The organism is Cellulomonas sp. McL0606 (assembly GCF_058248365.1).
Genome location: NZ_CM177779.1, coordinates 65,343 through 81,906, shown reverse-complemented (window position 1 = coordinate 81,906; position 16,564 = coordinate 65,343). Strand labels below are relative to the sequence as shown.

The 16,564-nt window shown below is 72.7% G+C and carries 16 protein-coding genes, 3 pseudogenes and 2 riboswitches; of the genes and pseudogenes, 9 read left to right on the top strand and 10 right to left on the bottom strand.

The genetic code is table 11. From position 1 onward, the window contains the following. Positions 1–31 precede the first annotated feature (31 nt). The 5 genes and pseudogenes from AC38ZX_RS00470 (at position 32) to AC38ZX_RS00450 (ending at position 5,088) form a co-directional block, all read left to right on the top strand. Entirely contained in the window at positions 32–247 is a 216-nt protein-coding gene (locus tag AC38ZX_RS00470; RefSeq protein ID WP_426593938.1) for a hypothetical protein, read from the top strand. Between the two features lie 74 nt (positions 248–321). Next, a riboswitch (SAM riboswitch) is annotated at positions 322–416 on the top strand. After that, positions 388–858 (top strand): annotated as a pseudogene (locus AC38ZX_RS00465) (methylenetetrahydrofolate reductase); the annotation flags it as partial. (Overlaps the previous riboswitch by 29 nt.) Before the next feature lie 16 nt (positions 859–874). Beyond that, on the top strand, positions 875–1,510 hold the full coding sequence (locus AC38ZX_RS00460; protein ID WP_491295931.1) for a methylenetetrahydrofolate reductase: 636 nt from the start codon (positions 875–877) through the stop codon (positions 1,508–1,510). A 6-nt stretch (positions 1,511–1,516) separates the two neighbouring features. Next, a complete protein-coding gene (metE, locus tag AC38ZX_RS00455; RefSeq protein WP_491295930.1) occupies positions 1,517–3,841 on the top strand; it encodes a 5-methyltetrahydropteroyltriglutamate--homocysteine S-methyltransferase in 2,325 nt (774 codons plus the stop codon). A 110-nt stretch (positions 3,842–3,951) separates the two neighbouring features. Next, the gene (locus AC38ZX_RS00450) at positions 3,952–5,088 is read left to right on the top strand and encodes a MalY/PatB family protein (RefSeq protein ID WP_491295929.1); all 1,137 of its coding nucleotides are present in this window, start codon (positions 3,952–3,954) and stop codon (positions 5,086–5,088) included. Here AC38ZX_RS00450 and AC38ZX_RS00445 read toward each other — a convergent pair. The 5 genes and pseudogenes from AC38ZX_RS00445 to gcvP all read right to left on the bottom strand — a co-directional run bounded on the left by AC38ZX_RS00445 (position 5,066) and on the right by gcvP (position 10,461). Next, the gene (locus AC38ZX_RS00445) at positions 5,066–5,497 is read right to left on the bottom strand and encodes a (deoxy)nucleoside triphosphate pyrophosphohydrolase (protein ID WP_491295928.1); all 432 of its coding nucleotides are present in this window, start codon (positions 5,495–5,497) and stop codon (positions 5,066–5,068) included. The two genes, AC38ZX_RS00450 and AC38ZX_RS00445, sit on opposite strands and share 23 nt — an antisense overlap. A 59-nt stretch (positions 5,498–5,556) precedes the next feature. Further along, positions 5,557–5,790, bottom strand: coding sequence for a helix-turn-helix domain-containing protein (locus AC38ZX_RS00440; RefSeq protein WP_426593933.1), 234 nt, complete (start codon positions 5,788–5,790; stop codon positions 5,557–5,559). Positions 5,791–6,071: 281 nt separating this feature from the next. Then, positions 6,072–6,443 carry a glycine cleavage system protein GcvH gene (gene gcvH / locus AC38ZX_RS00435; RefSeq protein ID WP_491295927.1) on the bottom strand — a complete coding sequence of 124 codons (372 nt, stop codon included), beginning with the start codon at positions 6,441–6,443 and terminating at the stop codon, positions 6,072–6,074. 39 nt (positions 6,444–6,482) lie between these two features. Further along, a pseudogene (gene gcvT, locus AC38ZX_RS00430) lies at positions 6,483–7,612 on the bottom strand (glycine cleavage system aminomethyltransferase GcvT). Between the two features lie 11 nt (positions 7,613–7,623). Continuing rightward, the gene (gene gcvP / locus AC38ZX_RS00425) at positions 7,624–10,461 is read right to left on the bottom strand and encodes an aminomethyl-transferring glycine dehydrogenase (RefSeq protein WP_491297263.1); all 2,838 of its coding nucleotides are present in this window, start codon (positions 10,459–10,461) and stop codon (positions 7,624–7,626) included. Positions 10,462–10,779: 318 nt separating this feature from the next. Then, positions 10,780–10,875, bottom strand: a riboswitch (glycine riboswitch). A gap of 183 nt (positions 10,876–11,058) precedes the next feature. Between gcvP and AC38ZX_RS00420 the strand changes: the two genes are divergently transcribed. From AC38ZX_RS00420 to moaA, 4 genes and pseudogenes are all read left to right on the top strand, one after another. Further along, complete coding sequence (locus tag AC38ZX_RS00420; protein WP_491295926.1) at positions 11,059–11,736, top strand: hypothetical protein; 678 nt, start codon at positions 11,059–11,061, stop codon at positions 11,734–11,736. 111 nt (positions 11,737–11,847) lie between these two features. Further along, entirely contained in the window at positions 11,848–12,318 is a 471-nt protein-coding gene (locus AC38ZX_RS00415) for a MogA/MoaB family molybdenum cofactor biosynthesis protein (RefSeq protein WP_491295925.1), read from the top strand. After that, a complete protein-coding gene (locus AC38ZX_RS00410; RefSeq protein WP_426593928.1) occupies positions 12,315–12,725 on the top strand; it encodes a molybdenum cofactor biosynthesis protein MoaE in 411 nt (136 codons plus the stop codon). Before AC38ZX_RS00415 ends, AC38ZX_RS00410 begins: the two co-directional genes overlap by 4 nt. Next, positions 12,707–13,794: pseudogene (gene moaA, locus AC38ZX_RS00405) on the top strand (GTP 3',8-cyclase MoaA). The gene AC38ZX_RS00410 and the pseudogene moaA overlap by 19 nt, the downstream one beginning before the upstream one ends. A gap of 5 nt (positions 13,795–13,799) precedes the next feature. On the opposite strand, the gene AC38ZX_RS00400 reads toward moaA, so the two are convergent. Genes AC38ZX_RS00400 through AC38ZX_RS00380 form a run of 5 tightly spaced genes read right to left on the bottom strand, consistent with a single transcriptional unit; the run spans position 13,800 to position 16,563 of the window. Next, the gene (locus tag AC38ZX_RS00400; RefSeq protein ID WP_426593925.1) at positions 13,800–14,033 is read right to left on the bottom strand and encodes a MoaD/ThiS family protein; all 234 of its coding nucleotides are present in this window, start codon (positions 14,031–14,033) and stop codon (positions 13,800–13,802) included. Further along, the gene (locus AC38ZX_RS00395) at positions 14,030–14,290 is read right to left on the bottom strand and encodes a DUF6457 domain-containing protein (RefSeq protein WP_491295924.1); all 261 of its coding nucleotides are present in this window, start codon (positions 14,288–14,290) and stop codon (positions 14,030–14,032) included. Before AC38ZX_RS00395 ends, AC38ZX_RS00400 begins: the two co-directional genes overlap by 4 nt. Beyond that, a complete protein-coding gene (gene mobA, locus AC38ZX_RS00390; protein WP_426593922.1) occupies positions 14,287–14,880 on the bottom strand; it encodes a molybdenum cofactor guanylyltransferase in 594 nt (197 codons plus the stop codon). The genes AC38ZX_RS00395 and mobA overlap by 4 nt, the downstream gene beginning before the upstream one ends. Then, positions 14,873–15,367 (bottom strand): cyclic pyranopterin monophosphate synthase MoaC, encoded by a 495-nt coding sequence (gene moaC / locus AC38ZX_RS00385; RefSeq protein WP_491295923.1) that lies wholly within the window; start codon positions 15,365–15,367, stop codon positions 14,873–14,875. The genes mobA and moaC overlap by 8 nt, the downstream gene beginning before the upstream one ends. Next, complete coding sequence (locus AC38ZX_RS00380) at positions 15,364–16,563, bottom strand: molybdopterin molybdotransferase MoeA (protein ID WP_491295922.1); 1,200 nt, start codon at positions 16,561–16,563, stop codon at positions 15,364–15,366. Before AC38ZX_RS00380 ends, moaC begins: the two co-directional genes overlap by 4 nt. Position 16,564: the final 1 nt, after the last annotated feature.

The following is a 16,564-nucleotide window of genomic DNA, read 5'->3' as shown; positions in this document are numbered from 1 at the left end:
AGGTGAGAAGAACGCGACTATCGTGCGGCGAATGGCTGACGTTCTCGAACCCGACAGGCGGCACGACGACGTGCTCGCCGCGGCCGAGGCGTTGTCGGAGACCGCCGCTCCGGACGTCGAGGTCCTCGCCGCGGTCCAGGACGGGCTGCGGCTCGTGCCGGCCGGTTCTGCCACGTCGTGGTTCGGCGTCCCGTCGCAGCGACACGGGCGTGACGACAACACGCTGGGCGGCCGCCGAGAGGGCTGAGCATCCCTCGGACGCTCTCGTCTCATCCAGCGGTCACGGTTGCCCACCATGTGGTCGGCGGTTTACGATCGCCCCTACCATCCAGAGCGGCCGAGAGACCTGGCTCCACGACGCCGCAGCAACCCCCCTCCGACGAGGGTGTGGGTGCTTCCGCCAGGGACGATGGAGAGAGCTCAGATGTCCTCGAACGATCGGCGTGCACGACGAACCGCCCCGAAGGCCTCGCAGTGAGTGCCGCGACCGTGGAACCCCGCACGCCCGGGCTGCACACGGCCCCCGCCACCCGACCCCAGGCCGCGAACGACCGCCCGACCATCTCGTTCGAGCTCTTCCCGCCGCGCAACCCGGACGCGGCCCCACGCCTGTGGGCCACGGTCCAGGCCCTCGAGGCGGTGCACCCCGACTTCGTCTCGGTCACCTACGGCGCCTCGGGAAAGACGCGCGTCACCACGCGCCAGCTGGTCAGCCGGCTGCTGCGGGAGACCACGCTCAACCCGATCGCCCACCTGACCTGCGTCGGCACCTCGCGCGAGGAGATCACGACGATCGTCGAGGAGTTCCTCGACGAGGGCGTGCGCTCCTTCCTCGCGCTGCGTGGCGACCCGCCCGTGGACCAGACGGACTGGGTTGCGCACCCGGAGGGTCTGCAGACCGCCGGCGAGCTGGTGGCTGCTGCGCCAGATCGAGGCGCAGCGCTGTGCAGACAGCCCGTCGCAGGCCGTGCGTGCGCGGGTGCGTCCGCTGTCGGTCGCCGTCGCGGCCTTCCCGCGGGGCAACGCAGCGACCGGCGGGACGCGGGCCCAGGACGTGGCGTCGCTGCTGTCCAAGCAGGAGGCCGGCGCCGACTTCGCGATCACGCAGGTGTTCTTCGACGCCGACGACTACCTGGGGATCGTCGCGGAGGCGCGCGACGCCGGCGTGACCATCCCGATCATCCCGGGCATCATCCCGACCACCGACCCGGACCGGCTGCGGCGCGTGCAGGAGCTCACCGGGGTCCCGGTGCCTGAGAGACTGTTCGACCTGCTCGGCTCTGCCGACGACGAGCTCGACCGCCACCGCCGGGGGATCCGCGCGAGCGTCGACCTGGTCAACGGCGTCCTGGACGGCGGGGCCCCCGGCGTCCACCTGTACACGTTCAACAAGCACCATGCCGTACTTGACCTGCTCGAGGGTGCACACCTCGACGGCGGAGCTCGGACAGCTCCCGACCTGGCCAGCGGGCCGCAGGTCACGGCAACCGCCCGACCCTCGAGGGACTGAATCACCATGACGGATACTCCGAAGTTCCCCGCCGGCTCCGTGCTCGGCTACCCGCGCATCGGACCGCGCCGCGAGCTCAAGAAGGCCATCGAGTCCTTCTGGGCCGGTCGCTCGACCGCCGACGAGGTCGAGGCCGTCGCCGCCGACCTCCGTCGCCGCACACGCACCCGCCTGGCCGAGCTGGGCCTGGCCACCGACGTCCCGGCGATCCCGAGCGCGTTCTCCTTCTACGACCACGTGCTCGATGCGACGGCCGTGGTCGGCGCCGTGCCGGCCCGCTTCGCGGACGTCGTCGCCGAGGACGGCTCCCTCGACCTGGCCGGGTACTCGACCGTGGCCCGCGGCCGCGGCGACGACCTGCCGCTCGAGATGACCAAGTGGTTCGACACCAACTACCACTACCTGGTGCCGGAGATCGGCCCGGAGACCACGTTCCGCTACGCGAGCGACCGGCCCGTGCGGGAGTTCAAGGAAGCCCTCGCAGACGGCATCCTCACGCGTCCGGTCATCGTCGGCCCGGTCACCTACCTCGCGCTGGCCAAGGCCACCGAGGGCGCGCCGGACGACTTCGCGCCGATCGACCGCCTCGAGGACCTGCTCCCGGTCTACGCCGCGCTGCTGCAGGACCTCGCCGCGGCCGGTGCCACCTGGGTCCAGCTGGAGGAGCCCGCGCTCGTCTCCGACTCGATCGAGGTGCCCGCCGAGCAGCTGCTCGCTGCCGTCATCGAGGCGTACCGCGCGCTGGCCACGGACCTGACGGACCGCCCGGCCATCCTCGTCGCCGCCCCGTACGGCGACCTGGGTGCCGCACTGCCGGTGCTGGCCGCCACGGACGTCGAGGCCATCGGCATCGACCTGGTCCGCGGCAACGTGCCCACCGAGACGGTCGCGGGTCTGGAGACCAAGACGCTGGTCGCCGGCGTGATCGACGGCCACAACATCTGGCGTGCCGACCTGGACGCCAAGCTGGCGATCCTGGAGCAGCTGGAGGGTCTCGGGGCCGCCGCGGTGACCGTCGGAACCTCGACGTCGCTGTTCCACGTGCCGCACACGACCGCCGACGAGCCCGCGCTCGACGACACGCTGAAGAGCTGGCTCGCCTTCTCGGACGAGAAGGTCGTCGAGGTCGTCACGCTGGCCGAGGGCCTGACGGAGGGTCGCGAGGCGATCCACGAGCAGCTGCTCGCAGCCACCGACGCGGTCAGCTCGCGCCGGACGGCGCCCGGCGTCGTCGTCCCCGCGGTCCGCGAGCGCGCAGCCGCACTGACCGAGGACGAGTTCAACCGCGGCCCGTTCGCCGAGCGCAAGGTCGCCCAGGCCGCGCGTCTCAACCTCCCGCCGCTGCCGACCACCACCATCGGCTCGTTCCCGCAGACCGGCGAGATCCGCAAGGCGCGCGCCGCGTTCGGCAAGGGCGAGCTGACGGAGGCGCAGTACGACGACGAGATGAAGGCGGAGATCCGCCGCGTCGTCGAGCTGCAGGAGCAGATCGGCTTCGACGTGCTGGTGCACGGCGAGCCCGAGCGCAACGACATGGTCCAGTACTTCGCCGAGAACCTCGACGGGTTCGCCGTGACGCAGAACGGCTGGGTCCAGTCCTACGGCTCGCGCTGCACGCGTCCGTCGATCCTCTGGGGCGACGTGTCCCGTCCCAAGCCGATCACGGTCGACTGGACGTCCTACACGCAGTCGCTGACCACCAAGCCGGTCAAGGGCATGCTCACCGGACCGGTGACGATCCTCGCGTGGTCGTTCGTGCGCGACGACCAGCCGCTCGGTGACACCGCCAACCAGGTCGGCCTCGCCCTGCGCGACGAGATCGCCGACCTCGAGGCCGCCGGCATCGCAGTGATCCAGGTGGACGAGCCCGCCTTGCGCGAGCTGCTGCCCCTGCGCGTCGAGGACCACGCCGCCTACCTCAACTGGTCGGTGCGCTCGTTCCGCCTGTCCACCGCGGGTGTCCGCGCCGACACGCAGATCCACACGCACCTCTGCTATTCCGAGTTCGGCCAGATCATGGGCGCGATCGACGGCCTCGACGCCGACGTCACCTCCATCGAGGCAGCCCGCTCGAAGATGGAGATCCTGGCGGACATCGCCGGGGCCGGCTACCCGCGTGCCGTGGGCCCGGGCGTCTACGACATCCACTCGCCGCGCGTCCCCAGCGAGGGCGAGGTCGAGGAGCTGCTCACCGAGGCCGTCAAGGCGATCGCGGTGGACCAGCTCTGGGTCAACCCGGACTGCGGTCTGAAGACCCGTCGCTACGAGGAGGTCGCCCCGTCGCTGGAGCACATCATCGAGGCGACCAAGAAGGTCCGCGCCACGCTCTGACGCCGCACCCCTTCGACAGCCCCGGCCGCCCCCGCGACCGGGGCTGTCGTGCGCCCACGGCGGCCGGTCTTCTTGGGACGGCGGAGGTGCTCTGCGTCTACGGTCGGGGCGTGACGACGATCTTCGACACGCTGACCATCGAACAGCTGCGCACGCGTACCAGCGAGAAGTGGCGGCACTATCCGTCGGACGTGCTGCCGCTGTTCGTCGCCGAGATGGACGTGCCGCAGGCCGAGCCGGTGGTTCGGGCGGTCCACGACGCCATGGTGCGCGGCGATACCGGCTACCCGGCGGGGCACGGGTACGCGTCGGCGTTCGCGGCGTTCGCGTCGGACCGGTGGGGGTGGGACGTCGACGTCGCGCGCACCCGGATGACGGCCGACGTGATGGTCGGGGTCACCGAGGTGGTGCGCCTGCTGACCGACCCCGGCGACGCCGTCGTCATCAACCCGCCCGTGTACCCGCCGTTCACCACGTTCCTGCGGCACGCGGACCGGCACGTCATCCACGCACCGCTCGCGGACGGGCGCCTCGACCTCGCCGCGCTCGACTACGCGTTCGGCCGCGCGAAGGCCCACGGCCGTCGGGCCGTCTACCTGCTCTGCAACCCGCACAACCCCACGGGCACCCTGCACACCGCCGAGGAGCTGACGGCGATCGGCGCGCTGAGCGCTGCGCACGGGGTCCGGGTGGTGGCCGACGAGATCCACGCCCCGCTCGTCCCGGGACCGGGAGCCCTCTTCGTCCCGACCACCACGGTGATTCCCGACGCCATCGCGCTGCACTCGGCCTCGAAAGCGTTCAACCTGGCGGCCCTGCGCGCCGCGGTCGCCGTGCCGGGCCCCGAGGCGACGGAGCTGTCGAACCTGCCGGAGCCGGTGGCCGACGGCGTCATGCACCTGGGCGTCCTGGCCCAGACCGCCGCCTACGCGGAGGGTGGCGCGTTCCTCGACACCGTCCTGGCGGGCCTGCACCACAACGGGAGCCTGCTGCACGGGCTCCTGGCGCCGCTGGTGGCCTGGCAGCCGCCGGACGCCACCTACTTCGCCTGGCTGGACCTCCGGGGGCTCTCAGAGGACCCTGCGCGCGCGCTCCTGACGACCGGCCGGCTGGCGGTCAACCCGGGGCCCACGTTCGGCGTGGAGGGGGCTGGGCACGTCCGGCTCAACTTCGCCACGTCGTCGGCCGTGCTCACCGAGGCGGTGACCCGACTGCGGGCGACGTTCAGCGCAGCCGAGCCCGGCTGAGGTGCGCGTGCAGGGCATCCACGATCCGGAGGTCCGCGTCCAGCCACGGCACCTCGTGCCACTGGCTGACGGGCAGCCATCGAAGCTCGTCGTGCTCGTCCAGCGGCTCGGGTGTTCCCTCGACCACCTCCGCGAGCCAGAGGCGCATCACGTACTCGTCGGACAGGCGCCAGAGGCCGTCGTCCGGGCCGACGAGCTCCTCGCCCAGCCCGATCCGGGCCCCGAGCTCCTCACGGATCTCGCGGTGCAGCGCGTCCTCGGGTTCCTCGTCGGCGTCCACCTTGCCGCCCGGGAACTCCCATCGGCCGGCCAGGCGAGCCGGCACGGCGCGCCGCGCGGCCAGCAGCTCACGCGGGTCGTCTAGGTCGTCAACGATCGCAGCGGCGACCACGAGCACGGTTGAGGTCATGCGGTGAGTCTGCCAGGCCCCTAGGTCCGGGGCGTGGCTTTGGTGCTACGGCCTCGTGCTCAGCGAACGCCGTGCGCCACGGCCCAGGCGACAGCCTCGGCACGGGTGGAGACGCCGATCTTGCGGTAGACGCTGCGGACCTGCGACTTCACAGTGTTGCGCGTCACGAAGAGCCGCGTCGCGATCTCCTCGAGGGTCACGTCCTCGGCCAGCTCGGCCAGCACGACCCGCTCACGGCGCGTCAATGCGTCGTTCGAGACTCCGACGGTCCTGCTCGTCTCCACCATGCTCATGATGTCCTCCGGTGTGCTGCGTGGCCCGGGACGTCCGGGTCGCGCTCTTGGCTGCGTACCGGATGAGAGAGAGCAGTTCGTGAGCCATGACGCCACTTCTGCCAACTCTTCATGTACGGGTTCCCCCCCGCCATGCCGATCTCGCTAACCACTCACAATGAACGTCGTATCGGCACCTTGATACGCCGTACGCGTGACCGGTCGCCATGATTCACCCGATCGGGCGAGTGCAATGTCCGCCAGACGGGACTAAACGGCTTCCGGCCGGTGTGTCGTCCGAGTCAGCCCGCGCTCTGCGCGGCGTACTCGTCGGACGTCAGGAGCGGTCCGGTCGACGTGACGTCGACCTTCAGGAGCCAGCCCGCGCCATAGGGGTCGGAGTTGACGACGGAGGGGTCGTCGACAGCCGACTGGTTGATCTCCCGGACGGTCCCGGAGACCGGGGAGTACAGCTCGGACACTGACTTCGTCGATTCGATCTCGCCCACCACAGCGCCCGCCACGACCTCGCCGACGGCCGGCAGCTCGAGGTAGACGATGTCGCCCAGGGCGTCGGCGGCGACCGCCGTGATGCCGATGGTCGACGGGGAACCGTCCTGCAGCCACTCGTGCTCGACGGTGTAGTGCAGGTCGGTGGGCAGATCCGTGCTCATAGGTTCTCCTGTCGGGGGGGACGGACCCTAGTGCTTGGTTTACCGGGCCCGGCGGTAGAAGGGAAGAGGGACGACCCTCACAGGTTCGAGGCGTCCGCGCACGTCAACGGCAAGTTCGGTGCCCGGGGCACTCTCGGCGGGGGTCACGTACGCCATCGCGACCGGGTGGCCGAGCGTGGGCGACGGAGCACCGGAGGTGACGACGCCGATCGCCGAGCCGTCCGGGCGCGTCACGGGGTAGCCGTGCCGAGCCGCGCGTCGGCCCAGCCCCTCCAGCCCGACGAGCGTCCTGGTGGGCGTCTCGGCCTCACGGGCCTCGAGGGCGGCACGGCCCACGAAGGCCAGCGGCGCCCCGTCGGCGGTGGCCTTGTCGAGCTTCACGACGCGGCCCAGACCGGCGTCGTGCGGCGTCGTCGTGCGGTCCAGCCGTTGCCGTACAGCGGCATGCCGGCCTCGAGGCGGAGGCTGTCGCGCGCAGACAGGCCGGCCGGGACGAGCCCGTGGTCCTGGCCCGCAGCGAGGAACGCCCGCCAGAGCGCCGGGGCCGAAGCGGCGTCGAGGAAGAACTCGAACCCGTCCTCGCCCGTGTAGCCGGTGCGCGCGACGAGGACCGGCTCGCCGGCGAACGTGGCGGGCAGGCACGCGTAGTACTTGGAGGCCCCGACGTCGCCGCCGGTCTCGTCCAGACCCTGCGTCGCGCGCACGATGTCGAGCGCGTGAGGGCCCTGCACGGCGATGAGCGCCGTCTGCGGCGAGCGGTCCTCGACCGAGGCGTCGAAACCGTCCGTCCGCTCCCGCAGGGCGTCCAGGACGACCTCGTGGTTCGAGGCGTTCGCGACGACCAGGAAGGCGTCCGGGAGGTCGCGGTAGACGATCAGGTCGTCGATCACGCCTCCGTCGGGCGCGCAGATCATGGTGTAGCGCGCCCCCTGGAAGCGCAGGGCGCTCAGGTTGCCGACGAGGGCGTAGTCGAGGAATGCGGCGGCGTCGGGACCGCTGATCCGGATCTCGCCCATGTGCGAGAGGTCGAACAGCCCGGCGGCCGTCCGCACCGCGTTGTGCTCGGCGATGTCGGACGTGTACCGCAGGGGCATCTGCCAGCCGGCGAACGACGTCAGCGCCGCCCCAAGCGCCACGTGCTCGTCGTTGAGCGGGCTCAGTGTGTCCATGGGTTCGTCCTTCACTCGGCATACGCCTCGATAGGCGGGCAGCTGCACACCAGGTTGCGGTCCCCGTGCGCACCGTCGATCCGGCGGACCGGCGGCCAGTACTTGCCCTCGCGCAGCGCAGCCACGGGGAACGCGGCGAGCTCGCGGGGGTAGTCGTGGGTCCACTCGTCGGCCGTCAGGCTGGCCGCCGTGTGGGGTGCGTTGCGCAGGGGCGAGTCGGCGAGCGTCCAGCGGCCGGCGGCGACCGCGTCGATCTCGCCGCGGATGGCGACCATCGCCTCGACGAACCGGTCGATCTCGGCCAGGTCCTCCGACTCGGTCGGCTCGACCATGAGCGTGCCGGCCACCGGGAAGCTCAGGGTCGGCGCGTGGAACCCGTAGTCCATGAGCCGCTTGGCCACGTCCTCGGCGGTCACGCCGGTCTCCTTGGTGATGTCGCGCAGGTCCAGGATGCACTCGTGCGCGACCAGCCCGTTCGGGCCGGTGTAGAGCACGGGGTAGTGCCCGGACAGGCGCGTGGCCAGGTAGTTCGCGGCGAGCACGGCCGTCTCGGTGGCCTGGGTCAGGCCGTCGGGACCCATCAGCGCGACGTAGGCCCAGCTGATCGGGAGGATGCCGGCGGAGCCCCACGGCGCGGCGCTGACGGGGGCGGTCCCGTCGTTGACGGCCGACGGCGTCGGGTCGCCCGGCAGGTACGGGGCCAGGTGCGCCGCGACCGCCACCGGGCCGACACCGGGGCCGCCGCCGCCGTGCGGGATGCAGAACGTCTTGTGCAGGTTGAGGTGGGAGACGTCGCCGCCCAGCTCGCCCGGGCGGGCGAGGCCGACGAGCGCGTTGAGGTTGGCGCCGTCGATGTACACCTGGCCACCGACCTCATGGACGAGCTCGCAGACGGTGCGGACACCCTCCTCGTAGACGCCGTGCGTCGAGGGGTAGGTGATCATGATCGCGGCCACCTGCGGGCCGTGCTGGTCCAGCTTGGCGCGCAGGTCGTCGAGGTCGATCGAGCCGTCCCCTGCCGTGGCCACCACGACCACGCGCATGCCCGCGAGCGCCGCCGACGCCGCGTTGGTGCCGTGCGCGCTCGCCGGGATCAGGCAGACGTCGCGCTTGTCGCCGCGTGCCGCGTGGTACCCGTGGATGGCCAGCAGGCCGGCGAGCTCGCCCTGCGAGCCGGCGTTCGGCTGCACTGACACCGCCGCGTAGCCCGTGATCTCCGCCAGCCAGTCCTGCAGCTGCGTCACCAGCTCGGCGTAACCGAGGGTCTGGTCCAGGGGCGCGTACGGGTGGATGGTCGCGAACTCCGGCCAGCTGATCGGCTCCATCTCCGCCGTGGCGTTCAGCTTCATGGTGCACGAGCCCAGGGGGATCATCGTGCGGTCCAGCGCCAGGTCCTTGTCCGAGAGCCGGCGCAGGTAGCGCAGCATCGCCGTCTCGGAGCGGTGCAGGTGGAAGACGGGGTGCGTGAGGTAGCCATCGGTGCGGCGCGTCGCGGCGGGCAGCGCGGCCGTGTCCGCCACGCGACCGGCGGGGGCGCGGACACCGACGAAGCCGAACGCGTAGGTGCCGTCCTCGTCGGGCTCGAGCGTCGTGGCGCCCGCAGCGGCGAAGGCCATGACGATCCGCAGCAGGTGGTCGCTGTTCGTGCGCTCGTCGCAGGCGATCTGCACGTGGTCGTCGTCGGACGCCCACAGGTTCACGCCGGCGCCCGCCGCGTGGGCGACCACCGCACGGGCGGCGCCCGGGACGAACGTTCGGATCGTGTCGAAGAACGTGTCGTGCTCGACCTCGACGCCGACGCCGGTGAGCAGCTCGGCGAGGCCGGCCGCGTGCGCGTGCACGCCCTCGGCGATCGCGCGCAGGCCGTCGGGGCCGTGGTAGACCGCGTACATCGACGCGACGATGGCCAGCAGCGCCTGGGCGGTGCAGATGTTGCTCGTCGCCTTCTCGCGGCGGATGTGCTGCTCACGGGTCTGCAGGGCGAGGCGGTAGGCGCGGGCGCCGTCGGCGTCGATGGAGACCCCGACCAGCCGGCCGGGCAGCGACCGCTCGAGGCCGTTGCGCACGGCCATGAACGCCGCGTGCGGGCCGCCGCCGAACAGCGGGACGCCGAAGCGCTGTGCGGAACCGACGGAGATGTCCGCGCCGAGGGTCCCCGGGCTCACCAGGAGCGTCAGGGCGAGCAGGTCGGCGGCGATGGTGACCAGCCCACCGCGCTCCTTCGTCCGTGCGATCACGGTGCTCAGGTCCCGGACCTGGCCGGACGCGCCGACCTGCTGGAGGACAACGCCGATCAGCGCACCCTCGATGTCGGGCAGGCCGTCGGACAGGTCCGCGACGACGACCGGCAGGCCGATCGCCTCGGCGCGCCCGAGCGTGACGGCCAGCGACTGGCTGAACAGGTCGGCGTCCAGCACGACCGTGCCCGACTTGCCCTTGGCGCCGCGCCACATGAGCGCGACCGCCTCGGCGACCGCCGTGGCCTCGTCGAGGAGCGAGGCGTTCGCGATGTCCAGGCCGGTGAGGTCGGTGACCATCGTCTGGAAGTTCAGCAGCGCCTCGAGCCGGCCCTGCGCGATCTCCGGCTGGTACGGCGTGTAGGCCGTGTACCAGGCGGGCGACTCGAGCACGTTGCGGCGGATGACGGCCGGCGTGATCGTGTCCGAGTAGCCCTGGCCGATCATCTGCGTCATCACGCGGTTGCGGCCCGCGATCGTGCGCAGCCCGGCCAGCACCTCCTCCTCGGAGCGTGCGGCGGGCAGGTCGAGCGGCCGGTCCGTGCGGATGCTGGCCGGGACCGCGGCATCGATCAGTGCGTCGATCGACTCGTACCCGACGACCGAGAGCATGTGCGCCGTCTCGGTGCCGCGCGGGCCGATGTGCCGGTCGGCGAAGTTCTCGGCGGCGGGCGTGTGCTCCACGCGCGTCGCGGCGACGATCTCGCCGGACGTGTCGAGGTGGAGGACAGGGCCGGTGGTGATGGCGGCGTGGAGGTCGGTCACGGGCTGCTCCGCAAGGGTCGTCCGGTAGGGGCACCGGGACGGTGGGTGGGCTCCCCGCTCTGTCACCGCGCATGCGCGCGACCTGAGAGTTTTGCCGGTCCGCCTGTCGGGGCGCGCCGGCTTGCACCGTCGGTGGGACCTTTTCGATCCGCTTTCCAGAGTTGCCTCGCCGTGGCGGTACAGGGGCCTGAGAGATTCCCGGGGAGGATTGCTCCTTCGGCGCCCCGCCGTAGTTCGCGGGATCTCTCCCGCCGCGGTTCGAGCAGCGTGTGAAGTTGTGGGGACAGCGTACCCGCCAGATGTCTCGGCCGGCCTACCGCGCAAGCGCGCCGACCCGCAGGGCGTCGAGCCGTGCGACAAGGGCCCGCAAGCTCCGGGACGCGCGCCACCCGTCCACCGTTCGTCCGCGTACGCGGGACGAAGACGAGCCGCTGGCCGATCGCCGTGACCAGCATGAACGCGGGCCGCGTCCCGTCGTTGGTGATCGAGCCGCGGGTCTCGTCGATCGCGGCGACCGCCGACCACGGCACCGCGACCAGAGCGGCGACGGTCGAGCCGCGGCCCGTCCACAGCTCGAGGCCCTCGGTCGAGAGAACCATCGAGAGGGACGTCGCTCCGCCCCGGCGCATCTTCGGCGTCGCGACGCCGGCCGCCTTGAGCGCACCCTGCAGACCGCGTGCGCCCCAGACCTCGATCACGTCGAGGCCGGGCCTGGCCGCGACGACGGCGTCGGGCCGCTGGCCCGTGAAGCGGCGCGAGAACATGGCGCCCACCCAGGACAAGGCGATCACGACGAGGACGATCGCCACGCCACCGCCCACGCCCGCAAGTCCCTCGCCGGCCGTGCGCAGGAGGATGAACACCGGCAGGACGATCGCGAGCACCCACCGGATGAGCAGCGCCTGCTTGGCCGCGGACCGGTGCATCGCGTCCAGCTCGGCCTCACGGAACGCGCGCACCGGCGCAACGCCGTACGGCTCGGGCTGCGGTGGGGGCGCCTGCGGGTTCGGCGTCGCGGGCTGGTACGGGTTCCCCCAGTTGGACATGCGCGCTCCTCGACCCCGCCCTGCCCGTCGGCTCGAGGCCGGCGGGCGCGGACGTCGCCCGCGCGAAGCAGGCTAAGGCACAGCCGTCGCTCGCCCGGGCGGGTTTCGTCGAATTCACCAGCACGGCCGCGGGCCTGCACGGCCGCTGGTTACGCTGACGCCGTGCAGCCTACCCTCGACCGGCCCCGTGCGCGCGGCCGTCGTCGTGGCCTCCGACCGGTCCGCGGCCGGTGAGCGTGCCGATCGATCGGGGCCGCTCGCGGTCGAGCGGCTGAGCGACGCCGGGTTCGAGGTCGGGCCGGCGGTCGTCGTCCCGGACGGCGCAGCCTCGGTCGAGAGGGCCCTGCGCGCGGTCCTGGCCGACGGCGCACGCCTGGTGATCACCTCCGGGGGCACCGGCGTCGGACCGCACGACCGCACGCCCGAGGGCACGCGGCCCCTGCTCGAGCGCGAGCTGCCCGGCATCCCCGAGCTGTTGCGACGCTACGGTTCCGTGCCGACCGCCGTCCTGTCCCGCGGCCTGGCCGGCGTCACCGGCTCCGGGGCCGTCGTCGTGAACCTGCCCGGCTCGACTGGTGGGGTGTCGGACGGGCTCGACGCGCTGCTGCCGTTGCTGCCGCACCTGCTCTCCCAGGTCCAGGGCGGTGATCACCCGTGATCGCCCGGGTTGTCGACGAGCCGCTCGACCTGCTGTTTCACGTGGAACACGTCAGCGACCCGCGGGCGGGGGCGGTGGCGACCTTCGTCGGGCTGGTGCGAGACAACGACCCGTCCGTCGACGGACGGGTGGTCGCGCTCGACTACTCGGCCCACCCCGATGCGGGCGCCGTCATCGAACGGATCGCGTCGGGGTTTGCCGACGCCGTTCTCGGTCTCGCGGTGAGCCACCGGATCGGGCACCTGGCGGTCGGGGAGGCGGCGATCGTGGCGGCCGTCGCGACGGCGCACCGGGCCGAGGCGTTCGACGTCTGCCGGGCGCTCGTCGAGCAGGTGAAGGCCGAGCTGCCAGTCTGGAAGCGTGAGGTGCTCGAGGACGGGTCGCACGTATGGGTGGGGATGACATGACCTTGGTCGACCGGTTCGGACGCGAGCACCGCGACCTGCGGATCTCGCTGACCGACCGCTGCTCGCTGCGCTGCACCTACTGCATGCCTGCCGACGGCGTCCCGTGGCTGGCGCGTTCGACCATGCTCAGCACCGACGAGATCGTGCACGTCGCGCGCGTAGGCGTGTCGCTGGGGATCACGGAGATCCGGCTCACCGGCGGCGAGCCGCTGCTGCGGGTCGACATCGTCGACGTCGTCCGTCGGCTCACCGCCCTTCCCGGCAGCCCCGAGGTCTCGCTCACCACGAACGCGCTGCGCCTGCCCGGGCTCGCATCCGAGCTCAAGGACGCCGGGCTGACGCGCGTGAACATCAGCCTGGACACCCTGGACCGCCAGAAGTTCCTCCAGCTGACCCGACGCGACAAGCTCGTCGAGACCCTGGCCGGGATCGCCGCGGCCGACGCCGCTGGACTGAATCCGGTGAAGATCAACGCCGTCGCCATGCGGGGCGTGAACGACGACGAGGTGGTGGAGCTGACGCGGTTCGCCGTGAGCCGCGGGTACCAGATGCGCTTCATCGAGCAGATGCCGCTCGACGCCGGACACACATGGGACCGCGCCGAGATGGTGACGCAGGCGGAGATCCTCGCGCGTCTGACCAGCGCCTTCACCCTGACGGAGGTGCCCGGACGCGGTGCTGCTCCGGCCGAGCTCGGTACGTCGACGGCGGACCCGAGACCGTCGGCGTGATCGCGTCGGTGACCGCACCGTTCTGCGGCGCGTGCGACCGGCTGCGGTTGACCGCCGACGGGCAGCTGCGCGCCTGCTTGTTCAGTCAGACCGAGACCGACACGCGGACGATCCTGCGGGGGTCGGTCGAGCCGCCCGCGCAGCTCGGCGTCGGGCCCGCCCAGGCGCTGAGCATCGGCTCGTCCGCCCGACCTCGACCCGCCCCCGCCCCCTCCGACGTCGACGAGGCCCTGGCGGACGCGTTCCGGCGATGCCTGGCGGGAAAGAAGGCCGGGCACGACATCGACGACCCGTCGTTCCTGCAGCCCGACCGCCCGATGAGCGCGATCGGCGGCTGAGGGGGCTACCCGCCGGCGAACGGGGGCAGGACGTCGAGCGTCGCGCCTGCGCGGACCTCGTCGGAACCCTCGACGCGGACCCCGTCAGCCAGCAGCGCGCAGCGACCGAGCACGGCCGCGAGCGCGGGGTGGGCGCCGACCATCACGGAGCGGACCGACTCGGCCGTCCCGGCGTCGAGCCGTTCGCTGTCGACGCCCGCCGCCTCCGCCGCCGCCGCGAAGTAGCGGACCGTGATCACGTCCACTGCTGCGCGCGCTCCTCGATCGCCGCGAGCAGGGGCCCGATCTGCGCCGGTTCGAGGCGCGCGGCCGCGAGGCCGGCGACGAACATGCTCACGGGGACCGCCGGGCGGGCGACCTGGTGCGCGACCGTGCTGGACAGGTCGAGGACGCGGTCGATGTCGACCAGCGACCGGTCCACGTCGAGGGCCGCGCAGAGGTCGTCGATCCACCGGGGCAGGTCGGCGCCGGGGGCGCGGCGCGGGTCGTCGGTCATGACGTCGATCCTCTCAGCAGTGCGTCCAGCCGCTCGACGTCCGACCAGGTGTCGGCGTCGGCCGCTGCGTCGTCCGTGTCGGGCACGTCGACCAGCGTCAGCCCCGTGAGCAGGGCGCGCATGGACGCGCCGTGCACGGTGGCCATCCGCGCGAACGCCGCAGCCAGCACCGACGCGCGATACACCGCGACGAGGTGCTGGGGATGTCCGTCGAGGCTGACCAGGCGGGCGCCGTCGACCTCCGGCGTGGTCGCTGCGAGCAGCGCCGAGAGCGCGGACCCCGCGCGAGGGACGTCGCAGGCCAGGACCACGACGAGCTCGCTCGGCGACGAGATCGCCGCCAACCCGGCCGCCAGGCCCGCGACCGGGCCCCCGTCAGGCGGGTCTTCGAGCACGGTCGGGATGCCGGGGCGCCCGACGCTCGACGGACCGACGACGACGACCTGACGAGCGCCCGCGACGGCCGCGAGCGCGTGGTCCAGCAGCGCGCGACCACCGACGACGACCTCCGGCTTCGACGGTGCGCCCAGCCGAGAGCCCCGGCCGCCCGCCAGCACGACGGCGTCGAAGGCCGGACGGCTCTCAGGCATCGGCCGGCCGTACCCAGTCGCCCGACCTGCCGCCCGACTTCGCCTCGAGCCGCACGTCGGCGATCCGCGCCGACTTGTCGATGCCCTTGACCATGTCCACGATCGCCAGCGCGGCGACGGACACGGCGGTCAGCGCCTCCATCTCGACGCCCGTGCGGTCGGCGGTGCGGACGGTGGCGGTGATGTCGACGCCGTCGTCGGCGATGGTCAGGTCCACCACCACGCCGTGCACGCCGATCACGTGGGCCAGCGGGAGCAGCTCCGCGGTCCGCTTGGCGGCGGAGATGCCGGCGATCCGGGCGACCGCGAGCACGTCGCCCTTGGGCACGCCGCCGGAGCGCAGGGCCTCGACGGTCTCCGGTCCGCAGACCACGCGACCGGACGCGGTGGCCGAGCGGACCGTCGGCTGCTTGGCGGTGACGTCGACCATGCGGGCGTGCCCGGCGCTGTCGAGGTGCGTGAACGGCTGGTCGGACTCGTCTTTCATGCGCCCACCCTCAGGACTGCGATGCGGTCGCCGACGGCGACGGAGTCGACCTCGGCAGGGATCACGGCGAGTCCCTCGACCAGCGCGAGCCGGGCGACCAGGTGCGACCCCGACCCGCCCGCCGTCGCGCGCACGACGTGCGGGTGGCCACCGTCGGAGACGTACCGCACGGGCATGACCTGAGCGCGCTCGGGCGGCGTGGTCCAGGCGTCGTCGCTGATCGCGGTCACCGTGGGCCGCTCGACGTCGGTGTGCCCGGCCATCCGCCGCAGCGCGGGCCGCACGAACATCTCGAAGGATGCGAACGAGCTCACCGGGTTGCCGGGCAGGGTGACGATCGGGGTGCCGCCGGGCAGCCGACCGAGCCCCTGCGGCTTGCCCGGCTGGACCGCGACCTGCACGAACTCGACGCCGGGCTCGTCGGCCAGCGCCGCCTTGACCACGTCGTACGCACCCATGCTCACGCCGCCCGAGGTGACGATCAGGTCGACGTCCTGGATCCCGAGCAGCAGCGCGTGCAGCGCCTCCGGGTCGTCCGCGACCGGACCGATGCGGATCGCCACACCGCCGGCCTCCCGCACCGCGGCCGCGAGCAGCCACGAGTTCGAGTCGGGCAGCTGACCGCGCCGAAGCCGAGTGCCGGGTGCGACCAGCTCGTCGCCGGTGGACACGACCGCCACCCGCGGCCGACGGTGGACCAGCGCCGACGCGCGGCCCACGGACGCGATCGCGGCGATGTGCGCCGGCCCGAGCGCCGTGCCCGCGGCCACCACCAGGTCCCCGGGAACCGCGTCCTCGCCGGCGCGGCGGATGTGCGCACCCGCGGCCGGGACGACCCGGATGGTCACCGACTCCGTGCCGCCGTCGGTGTCCTCCACGGGCACGACGGCGTCGGCGCCCTCCGGCACCGGCGCGCCGGTCATGATGCGCGCGGCGGTCCCGGCGGCGACGACGGGTTCGTCAGCAGCGCCGGCGGCGAGCTCCGCCACGACGCGGAGCGTGACCCCCGGCGACACGTCCGCGGCCCGCACGGCGTAGCCGTCCATGGCGGAGTTGTCCCAGCGCGGCAGGTACTCCTCGCTGCGCACGTCCTCCGCCAGCACCATCCCGTCGAGCGCGTCGAGCCCACGCGCCTCCGGGGCGAGCGGCTCGGCCAGCGCGAGGGAGGCGGCGCGGTGCTCGTCGAGTGGCCGCACG

Bases quoted from the DNA above. Each gene is read 5' to 3' on its own strand.
- gcvH (WP_491295927.1), bottom strand. From the start codon at position 6,443: ATGAGCACGGATCTGCCCACCGACCTGCACTACACCGTCGAGCACGAG.
- gcvP (WP_491297263.1), bottom strand. From the start codon at position 10,461: ATGCTCTCGGTCGTCGGGTACGAGTCGATCGACGCACTGATCGATGCC.
- moaC (WP_491295923.1), bottom strand. From the start codon at position 15,367: ATGAAAGACGAGTCCGACCAGCCGTTCACGCACCTCGACAGCGCCGGG.
- AC38ZX_RS00395 (WP_491295924.1), bottom strand. From the start codon at position 14,290: ATGACCGACGACCCGCGCCGCGCCCCCGGCGCCGACCTGCCCCGGTGG.
- metE (WP_491295930.1), top strand. From the start codon at position 1,517: ATGACGGATACTCCGAAGTTCCCCGCCGGCTCCGTGCTCGGCTACCCG.
- AC38ZX_RS00440 (WP_426593933.1), bottom strand. From the start codon at position 5,790: ATGAGCATGGTGGAGACGAGCAGGACCGTCGGAGTCTCGAACGACGCA.
- AC38ZX_RS00470 (WP_426593938.1), top strand. From the start codon at position 32: ATGGCTGACGTTCTCGAACCCGACAGGCGGCACGACGACGTGCTCGCC.
- AC38ZX_RS00445 (WP_491295928.1), bottom strand. From the start codon at position 5,497: ATGACCTCAACCGTGCTCGTGGTCGCCGCTGCGATCGTTGACGACCTA.
- mobA (WP_426593922.1), bottom strand. From the start codon at position 14,880: ATGCCTGAGAGCCGTCCGGCCTTCGACGCCGTCGTGCTGGCGGGCGGC.